Here is a 12768-nt window from a genome sequence, read left to right on the forward strand (position 1 = left end):
TGCAGCTTAGAACTTCGGCGTGGATTGTCGCGGATTGTTTTTGACGCCCGGGACAAGTTCAAGTCTGCGCTGAATCTCTCGCAAAGCACGAGCAAGAGGTGCATATTCTGCACGTCCATCACCCGAAGTCTGCGCCGCAAACAGACCGTTTTCACAAGGCCGCTCGTCATCCCAGCCGAGATGAGAGATAATTGGATAAAGGCATATGCCCTCTACGGGTACTCCGGCGTCCATAGCGGCTCTGACTTCGGCGTAAACATAGGTTATCCAATCGGCGCGTCGTTCCGCCTCTATCCCCGTTTCCGCGAGAAAGAGCGGTTTACCATATCGCGCATATGTTTCGATCAGAATTGTCCTGAGCGGCTTGTAGAGCGGATGATCAATGTCGATCGGCGGCCCGCCGTGGATCCATTGATTGTTATGGTAGTAGTTCACGCCAATGATATCGAGGAACTTATCAGCACCGCCAATCTGCGGCCAGAGCCGTCCAGCAAGTAGATCCCAGCCCTGAAACTGGGATTGACGGTGGCCCTCAGCAGCGCGCCGCTCCCAAGGGCGCGACGGATCGGCGATAACATTGATCACCGGATCGCAGTGGACAAAGCGCGCTCTCGGATCCACTGCAAGAATGGCTTCCATTGCCTCGATAGAAGCACGCGCCAGCTGAACCTTTAATTCGAAGCCACGCCCATTGGCAAAAGGATTGAGGTAGCCGGCGTCGCCGCCGCCCCACGAGAAGAACGAGATTTCGTTGACGGGCGAGTAAAATGGCACGGCGTCGCTTTCCTGCCGTACGACACTTGCCGCAGCACCCGCAAAGCGCGCGAAACGTGTCACAAAATCCGGAGACCAGATGTCAATGTCGTCGGGCCAGCCATAATGCAACAGATCCCAGACCACCTGCGTCCTGGTCTCCTTCGCTGCCCTGAGCATCCACAGGAAACTTGACCAGTCGTACTTCCGGGGGAGCGTCTCGATCCGATGCCAGCGCAATCCGTCGCGCACGGTGCGGATCGCATGGCGAGCTAGCTGCGCATAGTCTTCCGCGGCATAGACATCATGCCCAGTCGCGGCGAGCACATCCAGGCGTTTTCCGGTAATTTCGCCCTCGCGTGGACGCAAGCGATGCGTGGAACACTCGAAACCGCCCTGAAGAAAGGACTGGAATATGCCCGCGGGGCCCGACTTCCGCCTCTCGTCAACAACCTCCTGGATGACGCTTTCCCACTGGGGTACTACGGCCGCCACACTGTAGTGAGTTTCCACCTTTGAACGCAGAGCCTGTCCGAGCTTTCTGCGCAAATCGGCTGACACGATCAGCTTCTTCATCGCCGCCGCGACCGCGACCGGGTCGCTATAGGGCACGAATATGCCAGAAACCCCATCATCGATCTGCTGCAAGGCGCCGTTGTCAGGCGTCGCGATAACAGGCAGGCAGGCCGCGCCCGCCTCCGCTATCACATGCGGCATACCTTCGCCCTTCGACAGCCAGATGAAAATGTCGAAAGCCGACAGAAGCGCGTGAATATCCTTCCGGTCCCCAAGAAAAGTCAGCACATCGCCCAGCCCGCACGAAGCGACTAGCGACTGCAGCTGCACGGCATAGTCCGGCATAAACGCGTCTGGACCACCGACGATCACGAACCGCGCAGACTCATTTTCCGCATGCACGATTGCCGCTGCTTCGATGAAATCCTCAACTTTTTTCTTTGGATCGAGCCGCCCCACCCAGCCGATAAGAACTGTATTTTCTGCCACACCAAGCGACGCACGCGTTGCGGCGCGCTGGGTATCGTCGAACTCCGTCAGATCGACCATCGAGGGGATTTCGATCGCATCTTCTCCGCGCCCCGGCATGACCGAGGCAGCGGCGTCGCGTATAGATCGGCATACGCCGACATAGCGGCTAGTGAAATGCTTCGGCCCTGCCAGCGCTTCGGACACAAGTCCGCCATGCTCGATCAGCGGCGGTCGCAGATGGACACGCTCCAACGCCGGGTAAATATCTGCAACATTCTGACACGCGACCACGACGTCATATCCCGGTATCTTATTTGCAAGATAGGAAACCGTGTCGTCGAAGGAGAGATCGTACGGCGTCGTATCCACGTCGACGCCCAGGGCCGTCAATTGTTCATGCGTCTGGCTAGGCATGTTGGGCTTATGGAAACAGGCGACAACATCTATCCGGTAGCGAACTCGATTGAGACTGCGAGCCAGAAGGCGGACCTCCGTCTCCTCGCCCCCGACCACCAGCCATGCGAAGACGAACAGAATACGGAGTGGTGGCTCAAGCGGCCTCATCCGCTGACCTTGAAGACGATCTGCAGGAATTCCGGCCGGTTCTCCACCAGATCAGCGAGGAATTTTGGCCCATCGTCGAATGGAACGACATGCGTGATCATATGCTCGCGAATGAGAGCTCCGTAGATTTTTAAGAGCTGGACCGTTTCCTCGGCAAGCCGGCGCCTGTTCCACAGCGGCGCCAGTCCTCTGGGTACGCGGTTAATCTGTGCGCAGCGGATGTTGAGGCCATTGTGATGAAACTCTTCGCCTAGCCGCAGCCGCTCGGCGCCGCCCTGATAGAATGCGAGATCAATGACCGTGCCCTGCGGGCGCAGTGCCTTCAGCGCGACGTGGAGGCTCCACGGATGCGCCCGTGTCTGAAACACGACATCGGCGCCGCGATCACTTCCGCCGTTATGCCATCGCGTTTTCGCGTGCTGCCAGACCTCATCCTCGGTCATCGCAATCAAACCCATGCCCCGCGCCTTGTTCCGCCGAAACGCCGAAGGATCGGCAACGACGATTTCCAAGGCCCCCGCCTTCTGCGCAAAAAGCGCCGTCATCAATCCAACCGTGCCTCCTCCGAGCACGACCACGTGACGCCCCGCAACGCCCACTCCGAGACAGGATACATTGCTCCCCAGAGCGTCCGCATCCGCATGTAGAATGCCGTTGGCCGCGATAGGGCCCATTTGCGCTACGAAGACGCCAAGAACGGGATCGATTTCGGCTGGCAAGGGCACCAGCAAGTCGAGGAATGGATCGGCAGTATGGCCGCTTTTGTGCGCGTAGGTCGCGGCAACGACATCCCCTTCCTTGAAGCCTGCAGCCTTCGACTCCGAGACGCGCGCCACTTCCATGTATCCCAGAAAAGGCACCGGGTAGTGAAGATCCGGCTCGTTCTCGAAGAACACGCCACGCTCGCTATCGAAACGGGAGTGGAAGTAAGGATTAGTGTTCTTCATGAAGGTAAGTTCGGTGCCGGCGGAAAAGCCGGTAAAGAGCGTTTCCAACCGGACATGGCCGTCAGCGGGCGGACCCTCTTGATAGTCGAAGAAGAATGCTTTTCCGGGCCCTTCAATGCCAAGAGAGCGAATGGCACGGTGGCCTGGGGATAATCCCTGAGAGGCTTCGGACGACGGTGGATACTGCAGCGTCGTCACAGCGTTGCGGACTATGGCAGGCGGATCGAGCTTTATCGGCTCGCCGCTGCGCGCCGAGGAAGCGACCGCCAGCGCGAGCCGGTGCGTCGCCAGCGCATCCGCGTAGGCACAGCGAATGTTATTATTTCCCCCGCGCACGGCGTCGACAAAATCGCGATCTTCTCGCCAGACGGGATCGCCCTGGGCATGCCGCACTGGTCGACCAGCACCCACATCGATCATGATGTCATGGTCGGTCAGCTCGATCGCAAGTCGGTCGGCGAAGATGTTCAGTCCGACCCTGTGGCTCCAGCCGAGAAGACATGTCGAGGAGATGTTGCCGATAACGCCCGATTGGAAGGTGAGGCTCGCAGTGGTCACCGCCGGCACATCGAGGCCTGGAAATTCGGGGCGGTCTTTGAAGCCGACGCGGCCATAAACGTCGGTGACTTCACCAATGAGGTATCGCGCCAGATCAATGATGTGGGTCGCCTGCTCAACCATCTGGCCGCCTGAGCGGTCGTTCTTCCACCACCATTGCGGCGGTGGCGTCTGGTCCAGCCAATAGCCCGAAAGAAGTTGAGCTGGATTTTCGGCCAGAAGCCGGCGCGCCTCCTCTACTGTATCGAGATTGCGCCAATGATAACCGACAGCCGTGATCAGCTTTGCGGCTTCAATCGCGGCACAGAGTTCCTCCGCCAGCTCGATATCGAGCGTAATGGGCTTCTCGACAAAGAACGGGATGCCACGCGCGATCAGATCCCGTTCGGCGTCGCCATGGGCAAAGGGGGGAATGCAGATATAGACCGCATCCAGCGCCTCTTTCTCCAGCATCGCACTGTGGCTCTCGAACGCCTTCGCACCGAACCGCGACGCGGCATGCTCGGCGCGTGCGAAGTCCGGGTCTGCAAAAGCAACGAGCGCCACGTCCTCGAAACCGGCGAAAATATCAAGATGCCGGTGGGCGATGCCCCCGACGCCAATGAAGCCGACACGTGTCTTGTCCATAAAATGGTGTCCTTGTTTATTCTCCGTCCGCTCGGAAAGAAATCGCCGATAGACAGCCGCGGTTTCGTCCGCCATTCGCCGCGCTGAAAATTCAGTGTCGAACCTGGCCCGGCCGGCCCGGCCGATCGTTTTCGCCCGTTCCGGGTCGCTCAAAGCTTCGATCAGCACGCGAGCCAATGAGGACGGATCTTCGCACTCAGCCAGGAACGGATGTTCCGATCCAAGCGCCTCGACGGTGCCGCCGATCCGGGTTGCGACGACCGGTAGTCCGATCGACATTGCTTCGAGCACTGCTAAGGGAAGCCCTTCGAATCGCGACGGCAGGACGAAAAGGTCGGCGTTGCCCATCAACTGGTCGACCTCGATGCGATGCCCCAGAAATTGGACATGCGGGCCAAGCGACAGGTCTTCGACCAGGGCCCGAACGGCCTCCAATTCCTCGCCTTTGCCTACCAGAAGCAAAACGACCGACGGGTCCGCGGCTAATACTGCCGGCATTGCCTTAATCAGGGTGGCGTGGTCCTTCTGCTTAGAAAAGCGCGCCACCGTAATGAGGACGCTTTTCCCGTCGAGCCCAAGTGCGACTTTGCTGCGACCGGCAATGTCCCGTGCGCCTAGCGGAAAGATTCCATTGCGGACGACCGTCATTCGGTTGCCCTTGACCCCCTTGCTCTCGAAGCTTAACTTCGATGCTTCCGAAACGACAATATGATGCGTAAGAGCATCACTTTCTCTGGCATAGCGCTCCTTCTGCTCGGCATCGGTGAGCAGATAGGGGAGATGCTCCGTACGGATAACCGGGATGCCGCAGGCGACCCCGGCGCGCGCTATCTCATGCCCCTCCCAACCGATGCCAGCGTGAACGTGGAGCAAAGAAACGCCCGAAAACTCCAGCCAATGTTCGAACGATGCATTGTCATCAATGCCTTTGACCGCGACGCCGCAACGCGCAGCCCTTGTCAGCAGAGCGGCTTCGATCCCATCGATGGCGGCAAGCGTCACATCGAACTGGCCCTGGAGCGCCCGACCGAGCGTCAGCATGTGCTCACCCATTCCGGATGGATCCACGCTGTCGGTCGCAAGCACTATGCGCAAACGTTTGTTCATTGAGCGCTTGCAGCCATGGCGTCGCTCAGGACTGTCTTCACCATCCGCCGATAGGTTGCTAACGCCTGACCAACAACCTGGTCCATATTGAAGTATTTGTAGGTTCCCAGTCGTCCGACGAACGTTACGTCCGCGCGCACCCGTGCCAAGGCCTCATACTGCTTGTAGAGTGCCTGGTTTTCAGGCCGCGGAATCGGATAGTAGGGGTCCCCGTCGGCACAGGCGAACTCATAGGAAATGCTTGTTTTCGGGTGGATCTGCCCGGTCAGATGCTTGTACTCGGTAACGCGGGTGTAAGGCACGGCCTCAGACGGATAGTTTACGACGGCTACGGGTTGCATGCGACTGATATCATGCGTTTCGTGCTGGAACTTCAGGCTGCGATACGGCAGCCGGCCAAAGCGGTAACCGAAATATTCGTCGATTGGCCCTGTAAAGATTGTATGCGCTGCCAGGTTGTCCCGTTGGATGTCGGCATACTCGGTGCCGGTCATGACAGTGATGTTCTCGTGATCCAGCATCTTTTCGAACATTTCTGTATACCCATGAAGCGGCATCGCCTGGTAAGTGTCGAGAAAATACCGGTCGTCCGTATTTGTGCGCGTCGGCACCCGCGCCGTTACCGACTTGTCGAGCTGCGTGGGATCAAGCCCCCATTGCTTTCGGGTGTAACCCTCAAAGAATGCACGGTACAAATCACTGCCGATCTGTGACACGACCACATCCTTCGACGTCACGATCGCATCGCACGGCTCGGCGCGGCTGGCCAGAAACAGCGCGGCTTCCGCCTCGTTCTTGAGGTCAAGACCGTATAGGGCGTTCAGCGTCGTTCTGTTGATGGGAACAGGCAATAGATGATCGCCGAGTTGTGCAAGTACCCGATGCTCGTAGGGCCTCCAAGCGGTAAACCGCGAAAGATAGTTGAGGACGACCTCGCTGTTGGTGTGGAAGATATGAGGTCCGTACCGATGAACCAGGATGCCGTCTTCATTGTGGAAATCATAGGCATTTCCGGCAATATGCGGTCGTCGGTCGCAAAGAAGCACGCGCTTATTGCCATCGGATGCAAGTCTCTCTGCCAAAACCGAGCCGGCAAACCCTGCACCGACAATCAGACAATCGTAAGCCAAAGAAACCGCGGCGCCTGATCTTTGACGGTGGCTTCTTTTAGGAGGCAGCTCGGGCACCATCCGCCGTGTCACAGCTTCATCCATCAGAGCATTCATCGCAAGGAACGTCTTGTCCCAAGATGACCCCGCAAGCATAGTATCGACTGATGCCAGCCAATCCGTGCCTGACCTTTTCAAGGTGAGCGCACTTTCGCATGCCGTAGCGAAATCATCGGGGTCTCCCGCCAGAAATACGCCACCCACATCACCATAAAGACGCACCACATCCGTAATCGGCGTGCTGACAACTGGCCGCCCGGCTGCCAGATATTCCGGCGTCTTCGTGGGGCTGATGAACTTCGTTGCCTCATTGAGGGCAAAGGGCATCAATGCCACATCCCATCCCGAAAGATAGGCCGGCAGTTCAGTGTATCTCTTTTGGCCGAGATAATGGATGTTTGGAGCCCTCGGCAGATCGTCCCGCGAAATCTTGGAAATCGGACCGATAAAGATGAAGGAGAAGTTTGGTCTCGCTTTCGCCACCGCATCGATCAGGGCCAGGTCGAGACGCTCGTCAATAACGCCATAATATCCGAATTTCGAACCGGAAATCGTCCGTTGATCGGACGGTTCCTCACAGTTCAGCCGTGCAGCCTGAAAATGGCTTGCGTCGACACTCGATGGAAAAGGATGAATGTTGGCATGGAGATGGCGCTTCGCCTCGTAAAGGCTATGTCCTCCAGTGAATACCGCATCGGCCCGCCCGATAAGCGCAGCTTCCGTTTCCTTCAATTGGGGCGGTGCAAATTTGAAATTCGCCAGTTCGTCCATGCAGTCATAAATGATCGCCGACGCATCCACATGGCTGGCGAAATCATACATCATCGGAGTGTAAAACCACAGAATTGGGCGTGTCGCGCCGCAAAGCCCGAGAAGATCATCTAGCAGTTTTCTCAGCGCACGTTCCCGATCGCCCTCACTCCATCCATGCGGAACCCTAGGGCGAACGGCCTTGACCCCCGTTCCGTCGAATGAATGAATCTCGAGATAGGCAAGATGATGGTCTGTCGGAATAAATTCCTCAAAGAAGAATACCTGCCGATCTTTGGCAAAGCGGTCCATCAGGTGTTGCGGGCGCTGAAACACAAAATCCCAGCGTAAGTGAGAAAAACAAATAAGGGGCGTGTGCTGGGCCGACACGGTATGTGCCGCTTGAGAAAACGAACTGAAGAGATTCATTGCACATCCGCGTTTGAGAGACGGATGCAAACTAAGATTTCATTGGTTTGTTCCGCGCATTACCTTCGAATTATCTAATATGCTGAAAAATCCATCAGTGTTCTCAGCTTTCGCACCGAGTGCGGCCAGGTCCAGTTGTCGAGCACCGTTTGCCGGGGCGAGAATTCGGGAAGGGTCGAGAGCATCTCGAGAATCCCTTCGTGAAACGCTCCAGCTGCTGCGACGCGCCCAGTCTGTGACGTAATATATTGAAGACCGCACCGAAGCGCGCTGTTGGCAAGGACGGGCAAACCGGCAAGCATGTATTCGGTCAGGATCGCTGGCGCCCCATCATCGACGCCGCAAACGACGCCAATCTTGGCCTGGTTCATTAATCGGTTTATCTCGGTAAATGGGACAGAGGGCGGACCGACGAAGTCAACGTTGATCTGCAAGTCACGAGCTTGCGCACGCAAAGTTTCGCTCATCTCCCCATGACCAAAGACGCACAACGCGCGATAGGAGGGCGGGAGTTTCGCCAAAGCTTCGAAAAGAATGTCGTGACGCTTGTAGCTCTGCGCGGCGGCGACATAGATGACGTCATACGGCTTCGGGCTCTGGTACGGATAAAACATACTGTCTGAAGCGAATTCCGGGCCGATGGGCAGGATGGCAGTTTTCATTCCGGGATGCCGGTCGGTCACCTCGTCTGACTGCCACTTAGCTCCGGTGAGCACGAGATCGAAATGCCGGCTAATCTCAGGCGGGATACGCAACGCTGGCGCATCAATGGAATTGTAAATCAGGTAACTGCCTTTACAAGCGGCGAGTATGTCTTCGGAAACGCCAAGGCCCCATACGCAAAGAACGTCAGGCGGACCAAATGTGAGAATGTGGGCCAGCATGTCGTTTGACGCAAACGGTACTTCCGGACCATTCATCTGAAATGAACGTCGCAAGAGAGGTCGCACTTCCCCTAAATCTGTCTCCGGCGGATCGTCCCCGCGCCAATGTGTCCAAATCTCCGCAGCATCGACTATGCCCACTTTCAAGCAGGCCAGAGGAAGACGGTCGATATATCCGCCCTCTACCACAAAATCGCGATGTGCCCGTTCAACTACCTTAGGCTGTTCGCGCGCACGCTTTTCCCACTGCTTCTGGAAATACTTAACGGAGCGTATCCGGGAGGCAAATGCCCGCCCGGCCTGAGAATCGCTGATGACGGCAAGGCGTCGATGTATTGGATGCGAGGTCATGCTGTAGACGGAAGAACCATGCCGTTAGTTCCTGTATGCAGGCCTTTGAGAAACTGATGCATAGTTCGATCCGCCTCGATGGTGATTGTTGCGAATTTTGACCTTCCGACGGTAACCGCCGCCGGACCATAGCGCCGGACCGAAGCCGCACTGGCCGTCAGACAGTTCAAGCGCACTTCAAAATCGCGGCGACCGGCGACGGCTATAATTTGTCGAGAAAAGGCACGCCACGCTCAATGGCCCCAAACGGCACGGCACGCTGATAGACTATCTACGACCCCTCGCCTGTTATCAACCGGATACAGTGAACCCGCGCGGGCGCTCCTGCCGTGGATCCGGGCTCCCTAATAACCAAATATTTTCGCCTTGCCGCACCCAGTCAAAGCCGCCGTCGACCTGGAAGCAACCGATCCACTATGACCGGATGGGCAACGCCCGAATGACCGCCAAACCACCCTGCGACTGCACCCAACACGAGGGCGAGGAAAGCAACCAATGCGCCGGCTGAGACAGCCGATGCAGCGGCATCGGCGGCGTCGATCGCCTCCTGCTTCGTCCGCTCAACCGCTTGGGTATACTGCTCCTCCATCTGCGTAACCTGTGTTCGCGCTTCTTCGACCGGAATGTTGCGCGCGCTAGCTAGAGCCTGTGCAGCTTTCTCCCGCGCAGCCTCTGCCTCGCTTTCGTTACCCGTCACCAAGGCCCGGATCGACGTGATTGCGGCGTTGTTGAGGGCTTCCGCATCGGTTCCAGTCGAACGAACCTGCCGTTCGATGGCGTCGAGCGGGTTTGCCTCCGCGATCATAGGCGCCGCGGTCTGCGCAACAGTCTGACCGAGCCCTCCAACCGCGCTGGCAACCCCACTGAACGCTCCCCCGACGATGCTCCCGACAGCGGTTGTCAAGAGGTAGAGAACGAGTAACGTGGTGAACGCCCATGTTGTGAGACCGTGTAGCGCTCCAGCCGTTTCATCGGTCTTTCCCGACATACGGGCGGCGATATAGCCGCCAGTGAATGCCGAAACGATCCCGGAAAGCAGATACCAGATGCCCGCGACGATCGAGAATGTGCTTGCCGCCGGGTTGTCGCCGCTCTGCGGATCAAGCGTAGCTACGCCGATCCCGACCCCCAGCATTGTCAGCAGGACCTGAATGACAAGAGCTACCACCACACCCGCAAAGATAGCGCCCCAGGACACTTTGTTGACGAGAATGGTGTGTGCGTTCTCGACTGGCGTGATGTCCGTGCGAACGGCCTCATCTCTGGTCGAAGGCCCTTCGGAGTAATCGCTCATGTTCCCGCTCCTATTCGAGGGGCCGATTTATCAGCCGCCGCGGATGATTTTTCCGCGATTCAAACTTCAGAGCTGAACAATCGTTCCCTAAGGCCCCTTAACGGGCAGATTGAACTGCCTCCCATTTCGACCGAACAGTCGGCACAAGCAGAAGGGCTCAAGCACAGGCTTGAGTATAGGCTTATGTCCAACGACTTCAGACGCATTGAATTGCTGACGGGTGATGCCCGCCGGAGGCGGTGGACAACCGAGCTGACGATCATGGAGCAGAGTTTCGAGCCAGGCGAGACGGTATCTTCGACCGCTCGCCGCCATGGCGTTGCGCCCAATCTGTTTTACGGTGGCGCAGGCTCTTGAGTGAGGAGGTGCTGCCGCCGTGGATTCAGACGAGCCGGTTGCCGTCAATTCGGAAGTGAAGAAGCTTGAAGACCGCATCCGCGAGCTGGAGCGCATGCTCGGCCGCAAGACGATGGAGATCGAAATCGTGCGCGAGGTTCTTTCCAAAGCAAGCTCAAAAAGACATATCGCGGCCAATCTTGTTGCCGAAGGACGGTTCCCGATGAAGACCGTCGCCAACACGCTGGGCGTTTCCCGTTCCAACCTCGTCGAGCGGTCGAAGGGCAGATCGGAGCCGCGCGGGAGTTGCCACAAGGCAGAGGATGCCGATCTTCTGCCTGCCATCCGCAGGCTGGTGGATCAAAGCCTACCTATGGCTATCGGCCGATCGCCGCGCTCCTCAATCGCGATAGGCGAGCCGCCGATAAGCCTGTCGTCAACGCCCAGCGGGTCCATCGCATCATGGCCAACCACGCCATGCTGCTGGAAAAGCATACGGCCCTTCGCAAGGGTCGCATCCATGACGGCAAGGTCATGGTCATGTGCTCCAACCTGCGCTGGTGCTCCGATGGACTGGAGTTTGCCTGCTGGAATGGCGAGGTGATCCGTCTCGCCTTCGTCATCGACGCCTTCAACCGCGAAATCATCGCCTGGACGGCCCTCGCCAATGCAGGCATCTCCGGCTCCGACGTGCACGACATGATGTTGGAGGTAAGCGCAACCGCGCGACAGTGTTCCTGTTGCTGCCGCCGGATCGGCTCTCGACCTATTCCAGATGGCTGCGTCTGCTGGTCACCCAAAGCCTGGCGGACATGGCGCGTCGATCGAACGCGCCATGGGCCTGATGGCCGGCGATGGCGTTCAGCTCTGGCCAATCCTGCAGGACATCCATCAACTGCGCGCCACGTAAAGGTGCCGTTGAATTCGCCTGCATCGCTTTTGAATTTGGTGGGTGACGCGCTCCAGAATCCTTGTGGGATCGCCAACGATTTCAGAAGTCCGCTTCGTAACATCTTCGCAGGCGTCTGCGACCACAGCGGAAAGTTCTCCGACCCTTCTGACAGTTGATGCGCAACTCAACCCAATCTCCTCAGCTACTGCTTGCCAATCGCGTCGCCCCAAGTCAGCCGCGATGAAGCGCCCGGCAATGCCTTGAGGTAGGCTCTGATCGACCTGACGGTAAACAGCAGCACACATTAAATCGTAAAGTGGCGCGATCTTCGCAGATCCCGCCGCACCGATCAGGATGGAATAGTTCTTTGCGTGCGAGTCGGAGTTGCAGATCAGCACGTTGGAAATCATCGCATCCAGAAGCTTCACGCGCTCGCCGGGGGAAACCAGATCACTGACGGCATCGAACATCATCTTCAACGTCACGCCGCCACCTGTCGAGGATCGCTCGTATTTCTGTAATGGAAAATGTCCTTTCAGCTGGCAAAGGTCTTCCTGGTGCAGCCTGCGGATCTCGCCCTGCGGGGCCGCGAAACGGTCATCTCGCTTCACCAGCAAATAGCGCCTTTTACCGGCTACGCCGATCGAAGCTTCGGCCGCTTCCAGTCCACATGCCCGTGCAAGGGCCAGACGGGCGTTATCCGGCTTGATGATTTGGGTCGATGGCGTGCCGTCTACCGGTATCGAGATGATGCGATCTCCATCGACAAATACGGGCAGCTTCTCCTGCACACCTGCAAGCGACATCGAGACCCCTCGTTCTCCCACCAGAAAGGGTTTCGCTGGAAGCTCGTTGAGGATGCGCTCCAGCGTCACCTTGTCCAGAATAGGCTCCAGGCTGACGCCTGCCTTTCTTGGTTCGCCGATCGACAGCGCTCCCGCCGTGTCTCGGCCGATGTGGCCGAGCAGGCCCACGATGTCCTGAGGAGATACTTTCAGCCGTTGACCGATTTCTGCGAGATGGGTTTCCGGAAGCAGGTTTGCGAGCCACGGCAGCAGCCTGTCTGCACCGACCGTTCCTGAGCGCAACCATGGTCAGCGAAATTGGGAAAGCCGAGCGG

The 12768-nt window shown here is 57.9% G+C and carries 6 protein-coding genes and 2 pseudogenes; 2 read left to right on the plus strand and 6 right to left on the minus strand.

Annotation, left to right across the window (positions count from 1 at the left end):
* Positions 1–6 precede the first annotated feature (6 nt).
* From FB009_RS21900 to FB009_RS21920, 5 genes are all read right to left on the minus strand, one after another.
* Positions 7–2304: a glycosyltransferase family 4 protein gene (locus tag FB009_RS21900; protein ID WP_011970521.1), complete on the minus strand. Its 2298-nt coding sequence runs from the start codon at positions 2302–2304 to the stop codon at positions 7–9.
* Positions 2301–5543 (minus strand): glycosyltransferase, encoded by a 3243-nt coding sequence (locus tag FB009_RS21905; protein ID WP_127581985.1) that lies wholly within the window; start codon positions 5541–5543, stop codon positions 2301–2303. Before FB009_RS21905 ends, FB009_RS21900 begins: the two co-directional genes overlap by 4 nt.
* Positions 5540–7891 (minus strand): UDP-galactopyranose mutase, encoded by a 2352-nt coding sequence (gene glf / locus FB009_RS21910; RefSeq protein ID WP_127581982.1) that lies wholly within the window; start codon positions 7889–7891, stop codon positions 5540–5542. Before glf ends, FB009_RS21905 begins: the two co-directional genes overlap by 4 nt.
* Positions 7892–7965: 74 nt before the next feature.
* The gene (locus FB009_RS21915; protein ID WP_127581979.1) at positions 7966–9126 is read right to left on the minus strand and encodes a glycosyltransferase; all 1161 of its coding nucleotides are present in this window, start codon (positions 9124–9126) and stop codon (positions 7966–7968) included.
* 379 nt (positions 9127–9505) lie between these two features.
* The gene (locus FB009_RS21920) at positions 9506–10420 is read right to left on the minus strand and encodes a hypothetical protein (protein ID WP_011970517.1); all 915 of its coding nucleotides are present in this window, start codon (positions 10418–10420) and stop codon (positions 9506–9508) included.
* 183 nt (positions 10421–10603) lie between these two features.
* On the opposite strand from FB009_RS21920, the pseudogene FB009_RS21925 reads away from it, so the two are divergent.
* Positions 10604–11467 (plus strand): annotated as a pseudogene (locus FB009_RS21925) (transposase); the annotation flags it as partial.
* Positions 11389–11663, plus strand: a pseudogene (locus FB009_RS21930) (type IV secretory system conjugative DNA transfer family protein); the annotation flags it as partial. The pseudogenes FB009_RS21925 and FB009_RS21930, both read left to right, overlap by 79 nt.
* Here the strand turns inward: FB009_RS21930 and FB009_RS21935 are convergent.
* The gene (locus FB009_RS21935) at positions 11648–12736 is read right to left on the minus strand and encodes a HipA domain-containing protein (RefSeq protein ID WP_011970516.1); all 1089 of its coding nucleotides are present in this window, start codon (positions 12734–12736) and stop codon (positions 11648–11650) included. The pseudogene FB009_RS21930 and the gene FB009_RS21935 overlap by 16 nt on opposite strands.
* Between the last annotated feature and the right edge of the window lie 32 nt (positions 12737–12768).

Origin of the sequence: Sinorhizobium medicae, from assembly GCF_007827695.1 — a bacterium.
Lineage (GTDB): Bacteria > Pseudomonadota > Alphaproteobacteria > Rhizobiales > Rhizobiaceae > Sinorhizobium > Sinorhizobium medicae.

Coding starts and splice junctions, on each gene's coding strand:
- FB009_RS21905 (WP_127581985.1), bottom strand. CDS start 5,543: ATGAACAAACGTTTGCGCATAGTGCTTGCGACCGACAGCGTGGATCCA.
- FB009_RS21920 (WP_011970517.1), bottom strand. CDS start 10,420: ATGAGCGATTACTCCGAAGGGCCTTCGACCAGAGATGAGGCCGTTCGC.
- FB009_RS21900 (WP_011970521.1), bottom strand. CDS start 2,304: ATGAGGCCGCTTGAGCCACCACTCCGTATTCTGTTCGTCTTCGCATGG.
- FB009_RS21915 (WP_127581979.1), bottom strand. CDS start 9,126: ATGACCTCGCATCCAATACATCGACGCCTTGCCGTCATCAGCGATTCT.
- glf (WP_127581982.1), bottom strand. CDS start 7,891: ATGAATCTCTTCAGTTCGTTTTCTCAAGCGGCACATACCGTGTCGGCC.